1 pseudogene is annotated in these 22,647 nt (G+C 48.3%); it reads right to left on the bottom strand.

The features are described from left to right. Positions 1-12 precede the first annotated feature (12 nt). Positions 13-22,620: pseudogene (locus P5V12_RS12575) on the bottom strand (YDG domain-containing protein); the annotation flags it as partial. Positions 22,621-22,647 lie beyond the last annotated feature (27 nt).

Genomic DNA, 22,647 nt, shown 5'->3' on the forward strand with positions numbered 1-22,647 from the left:
CGTAATCATTACTCTGCGTTCAACCCCGGTATTGGCATTTGCAAAGTAACCCGCAGCGCCTAAGGTTACGTCATCCCCCTCAATCAGCCCTTCCATTGTCATTTGTGAAAGGTCTAGAGTTGCGGAGGTTGAACCGTCAAATAATTTATCCGCCGCAGTGATTCCAGACACAAGAATTGTTCTGGGGGTAATGGACGCTCGGGAAACCGAATCCGATGAAACAATATAATTGCTGGCATCTGAACCGGTGAACCTGCCATCAAGCAGCACGTCAATGTCTACCCCCACATGACTACTTGAGAATTCACCAAACAGTTCGATGGTAACGTCATCGCCATCAATTAACCCTGTAATATTTGCTAACTCAGGATTTATCGTGACCGCTGTTGTACCGTCATAGATTTTATCGTCGGCAATCACATTAGTAACCGTCAACGCTCTTTGGCTTATATCTGCCGATGAAGAAACCTGGTTAACAAAATGGTAGTTAGCAACATCACTGCCACTGTATGAGTTTGTTAACGCAACATACAAATCATTCCCCACGTTACGAGTTTCAAACTCACCCGTACTCGTCACACGAATATCATCCCCGGAAATTAAACCTTCGAAGTTGGCAAGGCTTACATCAACAGAAGCATTGGTTGTACCGTCGTAAATACGGTCTTCCGCAACCAAACCTGTTACCGTAATCTCTCTTTGGCTGATAGTCGCCGTGCTCGTGAGTTGGTTGGTAATAAGGTAGTTATCGAGATCTGCACCGGTATACGCCGAACTCAGAATCACAGTTCGATCAACACCGGCGTCTTTCGTTTCCAGTGTGCCAGTCACACTCAAATTTAAATCGTCACCCGCGACCAACCCATCCCAAATTGCACGACTACCATCAACCTCAACCGCAGTTGTACCGTCATAAACACGATCTATAGCTTCAATGCCTGATAAGGTAAGTTGACGCTGAGTGATGGTTGCTGATGTGCTGGCTTGATCAGTTATTATGTAATTACCCACATCGTTGCCAGAATAATTCAGGTCAAGATCAACACGGATATCGGCACTCGCATTACGACTGGCAAAACCCCCGGTGGCGCCCACATTCACGTCATCACCAATTACCAACCCATCCAATACCATGTCGGTGGTCACCACTGTGGCATCGCGCGTTCCATCGTAAACTCTGTCTTCTGCTGTAATACCACGAATAGTTAAATGTCTCGCCAAAATATCTGCTGTGGTTGTGGAAACGGCATCAATCCGATAATTGTGAAGATCTACACCACTGAACTCACCAACCAATAATACTTCCAGGTCTGTTCCAACATTACGTGTTGCAAAAACACCAGAGAAATTCACATCGACAAGGTCACCAGCCAATAAACCACCGGTATCCACAAGGCTGATTGTTGCAGCAGTAGTACCATCGTAAATACGGTCTTCCGCAGTAACCGATGAAATAAATACCGATCTCGGAGTAACAGTCTGCCCCCCTACTACGGTGATATCGCTATCAAAGTTAGCGCTGGTCACGGCGACATTAATCGCACCCAAATCGTAATTGCCCACCTGTAGTTCACCAGCGTTACTGAACTGAGCACTCATGGGTGTTAACTCAAAACTCGCAGAGCCACCAAAGCCATCGGTTAAACTCACACGATTACCGTTAACAACCACGTTACCTGTTAAATCGATAATGGATGAATCGCTGGAATCTAAATATCGAGCCTCGGTTACCACATAGTTTGCGGCATCACCGTATGCGTGGGCGGTATTGTTAAAGCTAATAAGTAGTTCGTCCGCACCAACAATACTGTAATCCCCTGCAACATATTGAATCGCGTAGTTTGTTGAAGTTAAACCGGATGCCACCAATACATCACCATAAACACCCGCTGCGTTGATCTCTGAATTCACTCGATTTATTGCTAACGAACCATCCAGGTCAGCAATGCTCTCACCGTTTACAAACCCCAAATAGGTTGCTCCGTTGTATCCCGCGGTATCCGCTTCACTCACAAATTTCGCATCGTTACCCACTACGACGGTTAAGTCCGCGGGTGTAATGGTGCCGCTGCCATCTATCCAGTGAAGAGAGTAGTTGCCGCTATCACCACCGTTTAGTGCAACGGTTCCCTGCTCAATGGTGCGAGCACCTGCATTGGCAGAGTCGTATTCAGCAAAGCCCACAATGCTGACTTCGTCGTCAACCAGCACACCCAGTAATTCACCGTACCCCAAACCCGCAGCCAGGACATTGGTGCCATTGTAGGTACGGTCTTCACCGGCGCTGCCGCTAAGGAACAGGCTCCTTGGGGTAATGCCTGCTGTTGTTGTTAGTTGACTGCTAATTGCGTAGTTATTTACATCGGCTCCGGTATAGGTATTGGTAAGATCAACCAGGCGGTTGTTGCCAACATTACGGTCACGGAAGGCACCTGTCACGCTTAGAGCAACAATATCGCCTTCTACAAGTCCGGTGTAAGTTATGTTGTCAGTATTCAGTGAAACAGATGTCGTTCCATCGTAGATTCGATCATCCGCAGTCACCCCGGCAACGGTTAAGCTCCTTGGGGTAATGGTTGCCAAAGCAGTTGCCTGATCAGTAATAAAGTAGTTATCAAGGTCAATACCGGAGTATTCGCTGGTAATGATTACTTGCTTATCCGCTCCTGCATTTTTGTCTTCAAACTCAGCATAAGAAACAAGGGACAGGTCATCGCCCAATATGATGTTATTGAAGACGGCACCGGAGGTATCCAGTTCAGCATCGGTTGTGCCATCGTATACTCGGCTGGCCGCAGTAATTCCGCTTACGGTGACTGCCCGAGGCGTCACGCTCAAGTTGCCAATTAAGGAAACATCGCTAAAGTTTGCACTGTCGGATTGAATATTCGCAGCTTCAACAACATAGCTACCCGCGTTAATTTCCCCGGCACTGCTGTTGGTTGTATTGAGCAGGCTCAAGGTTAAAGAGGCTGTGCCACCTGTGCTGTCATTCAGGCTAAGGCTGTTTCCGGTCACGGTTATCATGGAAGTCAGATCAACAATATTGTTGCTTCCCCCGTCCAGATAGCGTGCATCGGCAACCTGATAGCTTGGGGTTTCGCCGTAGGTAACGCTGGCATTGTCCATGCGAACCAGCAAAGTGTCAGCACCAACAATCTGGTAATCCCCTGGCTCGTACACAATATGGTAGTTGTCGGTATCAAGCCCGGAAGCGACGAGCACATCGGTATAACTGCCCGCAGTGCTTTGGTTGCCGGTACGAGTTATCACTAAGTTACCGGACAGGACATTGGTATTTTCACCATTGACAAAACCGGCATAACTCACACCGTTGTACCCGACAGTATCCGTTTCTGTCACAAACCGGGCATCGTTATTTACATAGACGGTGAGCTGTTCCGGCAAGATATCTGCAAAGGCTTGAGTATTTGAAGTCACACGGTAATTTGCCGCATCCGTACCCGAAATAAGAATGTCGGTCACATCAATAAACTTGTTTTGCCCTGCGCTGGAATCAAGGTAAGCCGCGTTGAAAGTAAAGTTAACATCGTCACCAGTGATAAGGTCCGCAGTTAAACTCACTTGGTTAGTAGCAAGCACAGTTCCGTTGTAGGCTCTGTCTACTGCGCTTGCGCTAAGAGTTAATTCCTTCGGAGTAATCGCTGCGCTCAACCCGGTGACCGGCACTAACTGGTAGTTGTTGCGGTCACTACCGGAAAGCAGAATATCTGTTGCTATAACGCCAATACCTGTGCCTGCATCAACAGAGTCAAACACACCGGATGCACTGATAAAAGCAATATCATCTGAGCCAATAACACCGACAGCACTGGCGGCAGCAGTACTGATTTGTGCCGTGGTTGTGCCATCGTATTCTTTATCAAAGGCAACCAGACCACTCACAATCAAGTCGGCGGCGGTGATAGTACCGATATCACCAACGGCAGATGTGGAAGTAAGGGTGTAACCGTAAACGTCTGCACTGCCCTCACTTACAGACACAATTTGCAGGCCATTGACGGTAATGTTTTTGCCTTCACCCACATTTTTGGTATCAAAAGTGCCGTTTACAGGATAGTTAAGGGTGATTACATCACCGTCTATTGCACCGGTTGTTGCATCATAGTTCGCTGACGTTAGTACGGCATTAGTAGTTGAATCATAAACACGCCCAACACTGCCTGTCAGGGTGACGGTTATTTGTGGAGAGACTTCGTATATAAAACCGTTTCGCCCATTGGTTGCACCGGGAAGCACAGTAAACAGGTTAGCGTTGTAGTGTTTAAAGTCCGGGGTTAAGCCGCCACGGGTATCCAGGCCAGGATTGGAGGAGTACACCAACCAGCGACCGGTATTGGTTTGCAACGCAGATGCACCCGCGTTGTTAATAAAGTTATCGGTAGAGGCAATTAAGATATCCCCTGCACCAGTGCTGGTGACGGCACCATCCAGCACCATATTGCCCGCGCTGTTGCGCAGATCAATATCACCCGCCGAGCTGGTTACGCCTCCAGCAGCCACAGTCAATGTTGCGCTGTTGCGTAATGAAAGCCCGCCAGCGCCAACGCTGGCTGTAACGGCAGAAATTGCATTTCCTGAATGGTTAAAGGTAACTGTTCCACCGGTTACATTCAGGTTGCTGAATGAAAGCGCGCCCTGGCCTTCCACATTTCCAGAACCTGCGTTCACGGCTAATGTAGCGCCGCTGGAAGCACTGGTTACACTATTTTCAAAGGTGATGTTCTGGTTATTTGTATTAATGGCTGTGGTGACAGAACCCGCGTCTAAATCAAGGTTTCCAGCAAAAGTAATCTCCCCTGAAAATGCTTGGTAACCAGTACCATTCAGGTCAATATTGTTTGCCGTAATATTGATGCTTGCTGCTGTTACGCTGGCCAAGTCTGTCTGGCTTGCGGAGGTAATAAGCAAGTTGCCCAGTTGACCGTTCGTAGCTGTTCCCATATCACCAGCGAACTCAACGGCCCCGGTACCAGCAGTCACAGTCACATTATTTGCTTCTGAGGCTTGGCTGTTCAGAGTGCCTGTCACTTGAACATTGGCACCAGCCGATGCGTTGTTGGTGGTATCAACAATTAACTCGCCATTGATTGTCATATCACCATCAAAGGTAATGGCCGAACCATCTGAGCGATAAGTGCTGTTGGTTGCAATGGTTGAGGCTGTGTAAGTTTGTGTACCGGTTGTATCCACATCGCTAACAGAGATAGAACCACCGGCAAGGTCAACACTGGTAAGCGCTGTTGTTCCACCCACCACACCAGCAAGGTTAACAGCACCTGTGGTACTGGCTTGCAGTGATTGCGAACCATTAATGGTGCCGTCAAAAGCAATGTCACCGGAACCGGTGGTAATGCTGGTATCTCCGGCTAAACCGGTATTGCCTGCAACATCAAAACTTGCATTGGTTGTTGTGTAGCTGCCATTTAGAGTGGCGTTATTTCCGTAGCTTTGCGCTCCTGTCGTGGTAACGTTTTGCAGGCTCACATCACCACCAGCATTGGTTGTAACGCTAGTCAGGGCTGTGGTTTCACCCACATTGCTGCTAAAGGTTGTACTGCCGGAACCATTCAAGGCCAGAGTTGCTGCACCATCTACCGCTCCGGTAAAGGTTGCATTACCGCTACCCGTATTTATGCTGGTTGCGCCCGCCAAAGTGGTTGTTCCATCCACACTGAGGTTGGCGTTGGTGGTTGTGTAGGTGCCGCTCAGGGTTGCGTCTTCTCCGTAGCTTTGCGCCCCGGAGGTAGTTACGCTCTGCGCACTCACACTACCGCCAGCATCTGTGGTTAAGCTGGTTAACGCTGTAGTACCACCAAGCTCGCTATTGAAGATTGTGCTACCAGAGCTGTTTATTGCCAGGGTTTGTGCACCGTCCACGGTACCGGTAAAGGTTGCGTTGCCACTGCCAACATTAACGGATGTTGCTCCAGCCAGGCTGGTATCACCACCCACAGAAAGATTGGAATTGGTTGTGGTGTAGGTTCCATTGAGGGTCGCATTATCTGCGTAATTCTGAGTACCTGTTGTGGTCACATTTTGCAGACTGACATTACCGTCGGCATCTGTGCTTAAGCTGGTTAAGGCGGTTGTTGCACCCACATCACCGGTAAAGGTTGTTGTACCACTGCTGTTTACCGCCAATGTTTGTGCACCGTCTACGGCACCAGTAAAGCTCGCATTACCGCTACCCACATTCACATTGGTAGCTCCAGCAAGGGTAGTTGCACCACCAACAGTCAAGTTGGCATTGGTTGTGGTGTAGGCTCCATTAAGGGTCGCATTATCTGCGTAATTCTGTGCACCTGTTGTGGTCACATTTTGCAGACTGACATTGCCACCTGCATCTGTGCTCAAGCTAGTTAAGGCGGTTGTACCACCTACATCACCACTAAACGTTGTACTGCCGCTGCTGTTTACCGCCAGGGTTTGAGCACCATCTACTGTGCCAGTAAAGCTCACACCGCCACTGCCCACATTCACATTGGTCGCACCAGCAAGTGTGGTTGCACCACCAACGCTCACATTGGCATTGGTAGTGGTATAGGTTCCAGCAAGGCTGGCATTGTCGCCGTAGCTTTGTGCTCCAGTGGTAGTTACATTTTGCAGGCTGACATCACCGCCCGCGTCGGTAGTCAAGCTGGTTAGCGCAGTGCTGCCACCTACATCGCTACTGAAGGTAGTGGTGCCGCTACTGTTTACAGCCAGGGTTTGGGGTCCGTTAACAGCACCGGTAAAGGTCACATTACCACTGCCAGAATTGATATCTGTGGCACCAGCTAACGTGGCGGTTCCGTCAACATTTATGTTGGCATCCGTTGCGGTGTAAGAGCCACCCAGGCTGACGTTATCGCCATAGTTTTGAATTCCTGTGGTGGTGACATTGGCAAGGCTGGTACTGCCACCGGCATCAGTGGTAAGACTGGTCAATGCTGTTGTACCGCCAACTGCACCAGTTAATGAAACAGCGCCAGAGCTGTTAATGGTTAATGCGCTGGCTCCGTCGATACTGGCATCAATAGCACCGTTAAAGCGCATACCTCCCGCAGCGGCTTCGATTTGAGTATCACCAGTTAAGGTCACATTGCCATTTAGAGTGTTATCTCCAGTAAGGTTACGTATTGCACCCGCTCCGGCATTACCAGTGCCAGCGAGAGTTAAGTCATCTGCAATAGTAAGGTTTGAGCCAGAACCATCGAGCAGTAAAGTAGCACCATCCGCCACTGTAGTACCGGCATCTGCAGTACCCAATGCCGCATTATTTGTAACAGTGAGCGTACCGCCATTTACAGAGGTACTGCCTGTGTAGGTATTGATTCCAGATAATGTAAGCGAACCACCACCCAGAGCGAGGCTGCCGCCAGTACCAGAAATTACGCCAGAGATTTCACCGGAGTTATTACTTAGCGTGAGGGATTCACCGCCCAAATTCACATCACCAGAGCCAGCAACGGATGCTATTGTGACATTAGTTGCACCGGAAACATCCAAATTACCGCTGTTGGCAACATTGCTAGTGCCTTGCAAAGCGCTGGTATTTGTCACGCTCAGAGAGGCGCCTGCACCAATAGTTGTCTGGCCGCTATAGGTGTTTGCCGCAGCAAGGTTAAGTTCACCCGCGCCAATGGTTTGCAGGTCACCAGTGCCGGAAACACTGCCTGACAGCTCACTACTTGCACCGGCATTTACTTGCAGATAATCCCCGTTCAACACAAGGCTGCCAGATGCATTCACTGCACCAGCAGAGTTCAGAATAGTGGTATCCGCCAGACTGACACTACCCGCACCAAGCGTTATCGCACCGGAGTTCACATTACCAAAGGTGATGCTATTAAAGCCGTCTTGCAAGTAACCAAACTCAGTCGCATCCAGATTCAGAGTACCCGCACCACTGGCCAAACCAATAGTGGCGGCAGCGGTTTCGTTCTCAATAATCAGGTCACCAGAGCCTGTAACATTTCCGCCCAGGCTAAGGGCGTCTGTGGTTAAGGTGAGATTATTCACCCCCGCAGAAAGGGTTGAACCTGTAGTAATGGAGCCAGCAGTTAACGCAGTCCCGGTATTCACTGTCACGGCATCATTGAAGGTCAAAGCACCGCTAAATGAAAGCTGACTGCCACCAATTTCGGTGGTGCCACCCGCATTTGTGGTAAGAGAAACCAGTTCGCTAACCCCACCCAAAATACCATTCAGAGTGGTGATTCCTGAACTATTGAGAGCAAGGTTGAAAGCACCGTTTACAGTACTGTTCAAACTCAAGTCAGCAGTACCAGTAGCCAAGGTGGTATCGGCAGTTAAGGTTACAGTGCCAATATCCAGTTGCGCATCTGTAGTAGCAATGGTGCCTGCCAGGCTTGCGCTGGATGCAGCGGTGATATCCAGGCCACCCGCAAAAGTAGAGCTGTCAGTGTCAGCATCACCTAAGGTTACCGCACCAGTATTTAGCAGTGTGGTATCCGTATCAACGGTGTTGGATGCACCATTGAGAGTCAAGTCATAAGCACTGGCGAAAGTATCCAGATCGCTGACTGTAAGGTTTCCATTGATGGTGACCACCCCGGTTTGGGTTCCGTCACCCAAGTCAAGGGAGTAGCTGCTTGCGCCATCTGTGGCTGAAGCAATATTGATTGCTGCTGAGCCGGAAGTTAATGCAGTATCAGCACCCAAAGTCACCGCACCCAGGTCCATTTGTGTATTGGTGGTGGCAACGGAGCCCGCCACATTTGTCACGGAAGCGGCTGTAGTATCCAAACCTCCTGCAAATATTGAGCTGTCCGTACCCGCATCACCCAAGGTCACCGCACCGGTATTGAGCAAGGTGGTATCCGTATCAACCGTATTGGAGCTACCGTTAAGAATCAGATCATAGGCACTGGTAAAGGTATCCAAATCACTGACTGTAAGGTTACCACTGACTGTGATGGCACCGGTTTGCGTACCATTACCCAAGTCCAGTGAGTAGCTGCTTGCTCCGTCGGTAACCGAGGCGATATTGATTGCGCCAGAGCCAGAAGTTAAAGCGGTATCAGCACCTAAGGTAACTGCACCCAAGTCCATTTGTGTATTGGTGGTGGCAAGGGTTCCCGCCACGTTTGTCGCTGAAGCTGCGGTGGTATCCAGACCGCCTGTGAAGGTTGTGGTATCGGTAGCCGCATTGCCCAGAGTCACTGCACCGGTATTCAAGAGAGTGGCATCATTGGTAACAGTTGCACCACCCAATAGTGAAACACTGTAATCCTGAGCTGCGGTGTTCAGGGTGTCGGCGGTTAAGTCACCGTTAAAGACAATCGCGCCTGTGGTATCTGTCAGGGTAACGGTTGTTGCTGCAACATTACTGGAGAAACTCGCGCCCCCGGTTTGAGTCACAGTCAATGTGGTAACGCCAGAAACACCGCTGGCCGCAAGCACGCCGGAACCGGCATTCAAACTGAGAGCACTGTCTGAACCGGCATCGCTGACATTGCCTAGCGTAATATTTTGGTTAGCGGTGGTAAGACTTGCTGTCGCCGCACCTAAATCCAGATCAACAGTGCCGTTAAGACTAATGGCTCCGGTATTGGCATCATAGGTGGTGGAGTTCAAATCAATATTGGTAGCCATCACGCTCAGGCTACCGGCCACAATATTTTGCATATCCACCTGATTGGCAGAAACAATCTGAACCGCACCCAGCTCACCGTTGATTCCCTGCCCTGCGTTGCCTTGCATATCTACATTGCCAGCGGTTCCCGCAGTCAGTGTTAGCGCATTGGCTTCACTGGCCTGACTGTTTACCGTACCGGTAAAAGTGATATTTGCCCCGGCAGCGTTGGCACCACTGTTGGTGGTGTCCACGGTCATAGCATTATTCAGGGTTAGGTTACCTGCGAAGGCAACACTGCCACCTTGAGTCACATAGTTACTGTTGTTAGTGGTAATGCCTGTTGCAGCGGTATACGACTGGTTGCCGCTGGTGCTCACATTATTTAAAGCAATATTTGCGGCAGAGGCTGTCATACTGGAAAGCCCAGTCGTCGCGCCCAGATCACTTTGAAAATCTATATTGCCAGTGCCTGCTGTCACACTTAAATCAGCGGCTCCATCAACTGAATTAACAATTGAGATATCTCCAGCCCCAGCACCGGAAGTAAGCAGAACGGTACCACCAACCTGAACGCTACCGGTTAATGTCTGGCTACCCCCTTCAGAGTTTAAAGTACTGCCGTTATTAAGATTGACTTGAGCACCAGTCAGATTCAGAGCGGCGCCATTGGTTTCAATCGAACGGTTAGTGCCAACATTGACGCTGCCAACCGCTGTCGCGTTTACACCACTGGTAAACAAATTATCTGCGGGGCTGACTGCACCAGCTAAAGTGGCAAAATCAATCGCATCTGCGCTCACCAATTCAATTAAACCTGTATTGGCCGTTCCTGCTTCCGTTACGCCAGAAAGGTAAATGTCTTGGTTATTTTGAGTAATAAAACGAGTCGCCCCTGCACTAACCAAAGCTAATTCGGTGTTGCTGATAGTCAGGCCAGGGTTACAGGTAGAAGCCGCACTACACAAATTAATATTCAGATTATTTGTTGCGGTGATAGAGGTTTGAGCCGCACCGGAATTGATGGCATTGGTAATATCCAAATCAATACCGCTGCTGATATTGATTGCATCGTCGCTTGTTGTTAAACCGACTACCGCACCACCTGCATCAAAGGGGTTAATGGTAATAACTTCTGTTGTGGCGGCACCGGTATAGGTTGCACCGATGTTTAGCGTAAAGGCATCACTCACATTTGCGGCAAAGTCATCAATGCGATTGGCGCCGTCCAGTAATGTCGCACCGGCACCGCGAACAACCAGCTCATTAGCTCGAATAGCCGTGTTCGCGGCTTGGGTTGCCCCCTGAGTAATATCAAGAAGGAACTGGCCTGCTTTAACGTTCCCTAATTGAATGGCTGACGCGCCAGCACCTTCCCCGGCCAGTTGCACATCCATATTTTCTGCATCAACGCTCACACTACCCGCGAAAACGTTTGCGGCATTATCCAGAACAAACAGACCTTCACCGGCAACAATACTGCCGTCTGTGTTGGCTGCACTTTCTTGTACGACCAGCGAAATATTACCGGGTAAATTCAGCGCAGAGGATTGCAGAATGCCGGTTTCGTTGGTTGCCCCACCCGAGGTATAGGTGCCGTCCGTAATAATACTTAAGGCTCCGGTAATCAGGTTATTTTCGGTGAGCATAACCGCAGACACATCCGCAGCCGGGGTAATGCTTTCACCTCCGGCATCACTCACAACTAAAACTCCACCAGCCAGATCGGCTTCAACAACAGTCTGGACATTGGCGTTGTGGTCCGTTGCCCGCAGGTCATTACCGACCATTTCCAAAGTAATCACGCCGTTTAAGCGAATTTCATTATCTGCACTGATACCTCCGCCTCCGGCAAAGAAATTATCGCTTGTGTCGCCCTCAACAAACGTGCCCGTAGGAGTATTAAAATTCCCTCCCACACGTAAATACGCACCCGCGCTTTGGGTAATATCACCAGCGGAATCTAACGTGAAATCGCCACTGACAAAGCTATTGCCCAGCTCTGTACCACCAACATCGGCATTGGTAACAGAAACATTGCCCGCATTAAACGCGGAAGTATCAATGGTTAAATTACCCGCCAGAGAAATTAACGATCCAACGGATTGATTCAATAAACCATTAACAGTCAAAGAAACATTTGAGGTACCAGCTCCGTCATTCAAGCCGGATAGCGTACCCACATCACCGATGGTTAAACCGTCTGCATCAACAAAGCTAAGCGCGGCGTTAGAGGAAAGTGTCGCCGCTAAAATATCAACGTCATTGCCTGCATCGGTTAAGGTCACATCACTGGAAGCTTCAAGGCCCAAATTCGCAGCATCAATGGAGCTGCCCGCCGTAATTGCGGTGGCGCTTTGAATAAGTACAGTACCTAAAGCAACGTTGTTACCTACTGCTCCAGTAAAGGCTACTGAACCACTTCCGGTACCATTTATTGTCAGGCTGTTGGCTTCTGCCACTTGGCTATCCAGTGTCGATGCAAAGGTAACCGCACCCGTGCCACGAGTAATAATGAGATCATTATTCAGTGTGGTGACACCCGCCATACGCACAACACCATTGCCGGTTTCAGCGTTAACGGTTAAGCCGTCCAGCACAATATTGGTGTTGGTAATATTCACACCAGCTATGCCACTGGTGGTTAGGTTATCGACAAAGGTTGTTGTGCCTGTTCCGGCAGATTGCACCAGGCTTGCACCATTGAAAGTAGAGTCCAGGGTGAGGTTTGCAGCGGAGTTAATGGCTACTGCGCCAAGTGCATCGGTTGCACCCCAGGCAGCATCAAAGTCGATATTGCCAATGCCTGCTGTCAGGGTAACGGCATTGGTTTCTAACGTTGCACTATTCACTGTGCCGTTAAAGGCAATCGCCGCACCGGCATTGGCGTTAGCCGTTGTATTTACGATTAAGGCATCTTCGACAATCAGATTACCAGCAAAGGTAATTGCACCACCTTCACTTAAGTAGGTGCTGTTAGTTGTGATACCGCCTGTGGCGGTATAGGTTTGCGCGCCGCTGGTGGTCACATCGTGCAAATTTACATTCGCACCAGATACAGACGCACTGGCAAGTGCTGTGGACGCACCCAAGTTACCACTTAAAGTGGCATCCCCAGTACCGGCAGTTACAGTGAGCGCTTGTCCACCATCCACGGTACTGCCTAGTGTTACACCACCAATACCGGCACCCGTATTTAACGCTACATCGCCGGTAAGGGTGATTGCTGTAGCAAAGCCGATATCATCATTGGTTGTAGTAATATCGCCCGCCAGGGTGTTAGTACCCGTTCCCGTTTGGCTGAAGCCCGCGCCAGCGTTGATATCGCCTAATGCACCCGTGGTAAAGGTGCCAGCATTCACAACTGAAGTCGTATTAGTTGTACCAAGCGCGGCGTTCACTGTGAGGTGTTGCCCGGTAAAACTGAAGTTATTGCCTAAAGTTGTTGCACCCGAAAGCGTTGTAGTACCGCTGCCTGCATTTTGGGTATAGCTGAACGCATTAAGGGTTGAGTCAGCAGTGACATTGGCCGCTGAATTTACCAGTAAGTCATTCAGCGCATCAGTTGCACCCACAGCGCCATCAAAATCAATATTGCCTGTACCCGCAGTTAAGGTGACATTGTTGGTTTCTGTATTGGCTGAATTCAAAGTGCCGCCGAAGGTAATGCTGGCCCCCGCCGCTGCATTGGCAGTGGTGTTTACAGTGAGTACATCCTCAGCAATAACATTACCGGCAAAGTTGATTGCTCCACCTTCAGAGCTGTAGCTACTGTTGGTGGTAATTGCACCACTGGCTGTATAGGTTTGCGTACCTGTGGTATCTACATTGTTCAGGCTGATATTTGCAGCTGACGCATTCAGGCTGGCGAGTTTGGTGCTGCTACCGACATTAGCGCCCAGAGTCACACCACCGGTGCCCGCAGTTAAGCTAAGGTTTTGACCACCATCCACGGTAGAACTAAGCATAATATTGCCTGCCCCGGCACCGCTGTTCATTAGCAGGTCACCCGCTAACGAAATGCCTGTGGCAAAGCTAATTCCGTTGTTGGCGGTAACCACATCACCCGCCAAGCTGTTGGTACCTGTTCCGTTTTGGACAAATCCGGCATCTGCGCTGATGTCACCACTCGCACTTGTAGTAAAGGTGCCAGCCTGGGTCACTTCGGTAGTGCCCGCAGAATTTATCGCGGCATTTACAGTGAGGTTTTGTCCGGTGTAATCAAAAGCTCCGCTTAGCGTGCTTACACCAGAAAACGTTGTGGTTCCCGTACCAGCAGTTTGGGTAAAGCTGGCGGCATCCAGAGTGCTATCCAGCGTGGTGTTTGCAGCAGAATTAATTGTTAATGCACTTAATGCTGAGCTATTACCTACTGCCGCATCAAAGTCGATATTGCCTGTACCTGCACTCAGCGTCAGGTTCTGTGTTCCATCCACCGTGCCGGTGAAGAGAATATTACCGCTAGAAGCGCCGGTAGAAATGGACGTTGCACCGGTTTGCAATACCACCGGATCTGAGAAGGTGACATTGGCTCCCGCACCCTGATTACCGAACCCGGCGGGAATGCCTCCGGCTCCAGTCATGGTGCTGTTTTGTATATTGATATTGCCACTCGCGGTATTGAAACTGATATTCCCGGCGTTGCCACCGTCCGCATTGGCGTCCGTAGTGGCTCCCCCGGAGGTAGTGATATCACCGGCAAGCGTGATGGTTGATGCGCCACCACTTACGTCAACCGTAACAGCACCACCGTGGCTGCCTGTAGTCACTATATGGCTGGCCCCTTGGGTATTAATATCACCTGCAAGGTTCACCCCGCCAACACTATCTATATCTACCGCACCGGAAGTGGCCCCTGAATTCGCTGTCGCTGTGGTTGTTACGCTTTGCCCGGCAGCCAAGTCGATGCCGCCGACACCCGCATTCAAATCCATTAATTGACCGTAGGTAATAATTCCGCCGTTAAGATCCAGGCTTAAAGCATCCAGTGCAACGACACCGGTTTCGGCTGTAAGCAGACCGCCTAGAGTGAAAGCGCCTGTGCCGGTAACCGCCTGGTTAAAACTGGCCGAGGTCACTGGGGCATTGAATGTCACTGCGTCCGCAGCATTGATGGTGATGTTATTTAAGGCGGTGGTTTGCCCCACCGCACCGGTCACAGAAATTGAGCCTGCATCTGCTGCTAAAGTCAGATCCTGAGCACCGTTAATTGTGCTGCCAAAATTTAGGGCTCCGCCGTTGCTATCAACCGAAACGGCAGCGGAAGCAAGCGTCACTGCACCATCAATATTGAAGCCATCAAAACCAGTGAACGTCAGGCCATCCAGGGTAACGGTTCCAGCGAAATTACTGCCGGTATCGCCATTGGCCAAAGTAACGTCGCCGCGCAGAATGGTATCGCCTGCCGCATTGGAGACGACAAGACCGGAATTGGCTTCAACCGTACTGGCAAATTCAACGGGGCCAGATGTGGCAACCGTAATGGCCGCGCCTGTACCGTCACCTAGCTCCGTACCCAAGCCAGAGCCCACGGCACCCGTAAAGGTCACAGCACCAGAACCCGCATTAACAGTTAAATCCTGCGAACCGTCTGTTGTGCCGGTGAAATCAACGGCACCATTATTGGTGTTCAGTATCACCGCCGCAGTGGAAAGCGTGGTATTGCCACCAATCGTTAAGCCATCAAAGCCTGAGAAAGTTAAACCATCAAAGACGACATCACCGGAAAAATTACTGGCCGTGTCGCCATTCGCTAAAGTGACATCATTCTGGAAAGAAACAGAACCGGTTGCGTCACTCACAACAATGCCGCTATTTGCTTCTACGGTTGATTGGAAACCGACTGCACCGGAAGACGCAACACTAATTGCCGCGCCGGTACCATCACCAATATCTGTTACACCGCCAACTGCCCCCGTAAAAGTAACGGCACCTGTACCCGCGTTAACAGTTAAATCCTGAGCGCCGTCTATGGTGCTCTGTAACTCCAGATTTCCGCCGTTGGTATTTATGGTTACCGCGCCGGTTGATAGTGTGGCTGCACCAGCCACAGTCAAGCCGTCATAACCATCAAAGGTGATGCCATCAAAAATAACTGTGCCACCTAAACTGGACGCAGTATCACCATTGGCCAGGGTCACGTTATCGCTAAACATTACTCCGCCGACACTGGTCATGCCTGAGCGGGCATCTAATGTGGAAGAAAATACCGTGCTACCTGAACCCTGCAATATCAAAGATGCACCCGTGCCATCACCGATGGCAGTTGTACTGCCCACGGCACCAGCGAAGGTTGTAGTAGCAGTACCGGAATTGACAGTAAGGTCTAATGCACCATCGACTGCACCGTTAAAATTAATGGCGGAGTCAACGCTGGTAACAGCCCTGGCGGGAGTGACTGAAGCCCCCATATCCACAGCAGAATTAAACGTAATGGCACCAGCAGCGGTGCTTTGTACATTACCCAGCAAACGAATATTGGTTCCATTTGTGGCGGTAAAAGTTTGCGCCCCATTGATGACTAAACCACTTGCTTCAATGGTGAGTAGCTGAGCAGTGACATCCAGCGAAGTTAAATCCGGGTTGACCAACTCCAACCCGTAAAGCTGGGCATTACCGGAGTTCAGAACTAAATCATACGGCCCTTGAATCGCGTTGTTTTCAAAAGTAAGCAGGCTATTGTTGGAGTTGATTTCCGCCGCGCCGTTTTCAAGCACCACACCACCGCTAAACCTCAGGGTGTCGTAACCGGAAAGGTTCATTCCACCGACTTTACCTAACGTCACCTGACCGGCAAACGTTGAACCTACTGTACCGTCAGAAAGGGTCACGTTATCCCGGAATACAACAGAGCCCGTGCCAGTTATCCCGTTGTTTGCACTTAAGGTGCTGAGAAAAGTAGAACCCGTTCCACCCGCAGTTAAATTCAACGCGGTTTGCGCGTCACCGGCACTGCCCATATTGGAAACTACACCAGTAAAGGTGTTGGTTCCTGCTCCGGCGTTAATGGTAAGAATATTTCCGCCACCATCGAGGGTGCCATCAAAAGAAATATTGGAATTTGTACTTTGGATTGTCAGGTCTGCACTTGCAGTAACATTACTGTGGAAACTAATTGCACCTAAAGAAGTGCTTTGTACGCTTGAGCTGAGCGTAATGCCTGAGCCGCCTGCGGTATAGTCTTGTGCGCCGTCAATTACCATATTGGGCAACACAAGGGCGGTGCCCGTATTGATAGTGAGTGATGCAGAGGAGTTGCTGATATCTGGCAGGCCGGTTACGGTGCCTGCAATCGAAGTAAGGGTAATGTTGTTTGCCCCGATACCAATACCATTGGTACCGCTTACTGTGGCTACAGCAAAATCATTCGCATCGGTATATCGCAAGTCACCGCCGGTAAAGGCAGCAGCCAGGTTAGTTACGTTGTTACCCGCATTGGTCAAAGTGGCGTAACCAGACCCCACCAACAATAACTGATTTGAACTTATCGCACCGGATTGAGTAATTGCACCACCGGCATCAATTTCAAATAAAGTAGTGACAAAAGAGGTGTTGATATCCACTTCGTCTGCATCGGTTAAGGTAACGTTGGTTGCGGAATCAACTTGTAGCGTATTCACATCCACGCTGGCATCGACATTTGCCGCTTCCACAACTCGCAAAGTTCCAATCGTGCCCGCAGGCCCAGCCGCATCCAGAACAATATCTTGCAGAGTTCCACCGTTGTTGGCCGTTAATGTTGCGATTCCTCCAACTGTCCACTCGCCGGAATCGGTAATCGCATTGGTATCAACAACCGTGACATTACCTGTGCCCCCCGCAGTTAAATCCAGCGTTCCCAATACATTATTTGTTTGATTAAGCGTGATGTCGTTATTGTCAGAAACAGCTAAAACAATAGGCGTGTTTCCCAGACTCCAGGCCGAAGCCTGTGTAATGCTGTCGTTCTCTGTAATGGTGACGGCTTGAGGAATACCACCGAATGCCAGATCCCCTAATACATGGCTGGCGTTATCCAGAATAATACTGGTACTGCCTGTGCTACCCGCATTAAGCGTTGTAGTTCCAGTGGTCGTCCATGCGGCACCATCGGTAATACTGTCTGCTTCGGTAATGTTGACCGCACCACCCGTAACAATCAGATTACCCATGATATTCGACGAGTTGGTTAGGGTAATCGCATTATTATTTTCAGCATTGAGCGTTACTGGAACACCGGCAATTACCCACGCGGAAGCTTGAGTAATGGTGGAGTTTTCTGTGATAGTGACAGAAGATGGCGTGCCATCAACGGTGGTAATTGTAATACCACCCATTGTGTTGCCACTTTCGGTAATTAAAATATCGTTCGCACGAGAATTTAATGTCACCGGTGCAGTACCTACGGCCCAGGCACCGGACTGGGTAATATCATGGTTTTCGGTAATTAATACTGAAGAGGGAGAGCCATTAATATCAATATCACCCAGAATATTGTCAATATCATCGAGAGTGATTGCAGCAGTACCGGCATTAAGAATGACGGTACCCGGTGTATTCCATTGTGTAACATAGTCAGTGATTGCATGGTTTTCTGTAATCGTTGCATTTTGTGCGGTGAGTTGTAAGTCACCCATCACATTGCCAGCTTCATTTAAAACAATATTGCCATTACCAGAAACACCTAATGCATAAGCATTTAAAGTGGTGATATCTGTTGTCCATGCAGCAAAGTCTCCAATAGTATCGTTTTCGTTGATATAGACATCGTCTGCTGATATTTGTAAATCACCCAATACGTTAGAAGTATTGGTTAAGGTAACATCATAGGCTCGACTGGTTGTTGAGATTGCAGTATTACCGTGCGTCGTCCAGGCTCCACCCTGAGTAATATGATTATTCTCGTTAATAGAAACTGCACCAGCGGATGCCGCGCCACTATTGGTTTGCGTAATAATAATATTGCCAAAGTTATTACTCGTCTGAGTTAAGGTAATCCCTTGATCATTTTCTGTGTGCAGAACAATGGAATCGTAAAAGGTTTCCCATCCCGCGTACTGTGTAATGGCATCATTTTCTGTAATGGATGTTGTACCGGAATAACTTGAGGAATTATTATCATCAATATACAAATCACCCAATCTATTGCCTGAGTTGGCTAAGGTAATATTGTCAAAATACCGGAAAGTTGTATTACCTGTAGTGGTAAGTGTTGTACCGCCACCTTGAGTAATATCCAATGAGGTTGCACCGGAAATTAATTCAAATGTACCACTCACAGTGGACGTTAAAATTTGAATATCTGTTTCTGTATGAAGCAAAACATTATTTGCCGAAACAAATTGCAACTGGTTCCACTGGTTATACGAAGTGTTATTTAAAACGAGATTGTTTGCCCCCAGGGTAAAACTGGCCAAACCATCCACACGAATCCCATATGGGTTATTGGTTTGGGTAACGTCACCACCGGCAGTTACCGTCAGGCTGCCACCTATATCTGTACCACGCCATGTATTTACATCGTAGTACGCATAAAAATTCAGGTCGTCCTTATCAACAACAGTAACGTCGTTGGCTTGCTCAACAATAAAATCATTAAAGTCGTTATCACCATGGGTTAACGTAATATTTCCTGCAAGATTGACATCAAAATAGGTATCACCCGCAACAACAAGCTCATTCGCTTGTGTTACTGCGCCATTAGGAACATCTACGATTAAATTTTGTGTAATGGTCATGCCGGGCAAATTTAACGACGTGGCATTATCAAAATATAACGTCACGTTACGTAAAGTGCCCGCACTTTCCAAACCAGAAAGAACAGCATTACCTGCATTGGCATTTCGGAAATTTACATCGCGATAGGTTCCCAAGCCAGTCGCATCCATTGTGACTGTACCCGCAAAATTATTTCCATTTTCACCGACCAACAAATCACTTGTTGCGGCTGTAACAGTAAAGTCAGAGGTACCATCTACAGTAATAGTGCCATCATCAGTAACACTACCATTTTGAGAAATCGTACCGCCCGCAGTAAAATCCAGATTGCCATCGGTTCCAGATATATCTACGTCATTTACATCAATATTGGCGTCTTCACCAAAGGTAATTGTTGAAGCGGCAGAAATAGTTAAATTACCGTCGTTAACGGTAATATCAGAATCATATCCAGTGTAAAAAGCGCCTAGATCTGAGGTAATAGAAAAATTACCACCAACCGTAAAATCGACATAGTTATCTGAGTAAATATTGCCTGAGGTATTATGTACAGTAAAACCCGCACCCACAACAATGGTGTCGCTATCATCAAACCGAATTGTACTCCCGGCGGTCAGGCTATAGCTTCCCTGAACATTTGTGTTATATATCGCAACATCATCAACATCATTAATAACGACGTTGTTTGCATTACTAATAGTTATCTGACCAAAATCGTTACTGGCATGGTCAAATGTAATATTTCCCGTTGCACCAGAATTTAAAGTCAAAAACATACTATTGGAAATTGACGTCAACGGGCCAACAGCACTTACATCGACAGTGCGGCCACTGGAAAAAACCGGGTCAACAAACGCAGCTAATTCTGCGTCTGTAAAATCTCTCATATCACCAGCAGTCGTAATAGTTAAATCATCGGCAACCGTACCGCCAATAATTATGTTATTGGCATCTCGAAAAGTCGCAACGGCTCCAGTACTATCCTGATCAACAATTACCCGATTAAAATCATTCGCAAAATTACCCAGATTAATATCTGAATTAGAAATGCCGAAACCACCGTCTGTTGTTGTAATAAAGGCATCACCAACAACGGTAACAATTCCGGTATTACCAATAGGCCCAACGATATCAAGAAGTAAGTTTCCCGATATTACTGAGGCCCCTAACTGAACGGATTTTTTATCATAAAGTGTCACATTATTTGCTGTGACCTGAAGCGTTTCGATATCTGTACTGTCGCCCTGGATATCGACATCACCAGAGGTCGTTATTGTCGTTGCGCCTTGAATACGTACCGCACCGTCAGATGTGGTATTGGTAATATTGACATTACCCGTTGAAGCATTAAATATACCGGAATTACCTATGGTGATACCACCGAGAGTAATACTGCCACCGGCATCTGTTTCTGAATGGGTAATTGTTAAATTGTCGGCAATTACGCTACCGGTTGAAATCGTTATCAGGTCATTCGCTACAGAGTTATCTCCGGTAATCGTAACCGAGCCAACACCCGCATTAATTAAACCAAAGTTTTGGAATGACGCATTACCCGCATCCCGGTTTCCGCCATCAGCGGCGTCATCGTTAACAATAAAATTAATATTACCGTTATCAGAATAAATTGTTGCCTGCACAGAGATACTGCGCCCAGCCTGGAAAGTTAAAGTACCTCCATTCCCGCCCATGTTATTACTGAGAATGGAATCTTCAATGGTGATATCGTTATTGGCTTGTAAAGTAATGCTGGTTCCTGCATTGGTGATCGTTGTGATTGTGTCCGGATCAATAGTGCTATCACCGGCGGGCGTATCAGTAAACTGATCAACATCGGTACTTGCTGCACCGCCACCAGACGCAACCGTAATATTTTTTGGATCAAGCAGTAATGAACCACCTTCACCATTATCAGCACCTGCATCCACCATGCCATTAAAACGCAAGGTTTCTTTACCGGAAACTTCAACAAAGCCACCATCGCCAGATTCGGAACCACCTCGAACAGAAATATCACCTTCGTATTCTGTGTGGTCATTTGCCCAAACAATAACACGCCCGCCATCACCACTTACCTGCGCATCCGCGATAATTGTTGCGCCACTTTCAACGAGAGTATTATCTGCATTTAATACATCGGCATTGGCACCTTGAAAATCTCCACCCACTAAAACTGAACCACCACCATCACGACCGGAAGCATCAATTTGAGTAGTGGATTCTAAAGTAACTTCACCGCCGGTTATTTCTACGTGACCACCAATCGCATCACTGGAAACATCGATCATTCCAGAAATCCGGGTTACGCCACCTGCACCACTGGAAATTTCTACTTCCCCTGCGACGATAGAACCAGATTGTGATGTCAGGCTAAATGAACCATCTTCGTTTGCAACGAGGATATCTGCTTCGGCTTGGTCAATGGGAATTGCGCTTTCAATAAGGCTTTGCGCGGCAGAAGCCAGCATAAATACTTTGCCGCCTTCGGCACGGATTAAATGCCTGTTAGCAATTAACTGGTTGACTGTACCAGGGTCCACTGCGATAGAAATTAAATCATTGCCAACAATATTTAATGTGACCTTTTCCCCGCCCGCTAAAGCAACCGTGCCTAACATGGCACTTATTACGCCTTCGTTTTCTACCGTAGGCGCTAATAAAGCAACGTACCCCCCTTCTGCGTCAATACTCCCTTCATTTAATATTCCCTTATCATTGCCATTACTGGAAAATTCATAATTCCCGGATAAAAAATCCTCATCACTAATTTCACTTGTTGAGGCAACCAGGCCACCAACGTCAATACGACTGCCTTTACCAAAAGTGATGCCATTGGAATTTAATAAAAACACCTGGCCATTTGCAGTTAATGAACCATATATAAGTGAAGGGTCATTACCCAAAACTCTATTTAACGCAACGGAGGACTCGCTATTTTGCAGAAAGTTAACACTTGCATCACTACCAATACTAAAGGATTCCCAATTTAATATTGCCCTGTCTGATGATTGCTTTATGTTTAAGCTATTTTCATTTTCCGAAACCGACACTGAACCATACTGAACACTTCCTCCTGTCGGCAAAGTACTAGAATCAATTGCCCGTGAAGTAGACGTACCAGGTGGTGGAGGCGGAATTTGAATATTTGGTCCATACCGTGCCTCTGCCTGAGCGCCCCCGATAATAGACGAAGCGACGACACCAACGGCCGCACTTAAGGAATGCTTTTTCTTCGCCTTGGTTTTTTCCGACGCGACGACCCAAATTCTTAATGTTGCGTTCCATACACAGCGAAATACATGGTTTAATGATGCTCGCTTCATAATTCAAAAACCTCAATACTCGGTCGT

Origin of the sequence: Teredinibacter sp. KSP-S5-2, from assembly GCF_032773895.1 — a bacterium.
Lineage (GTDB): Bacteria > Pseudomonadota > Gammaproteobacteria > Pseudomonadales > Cellvibrionaceae.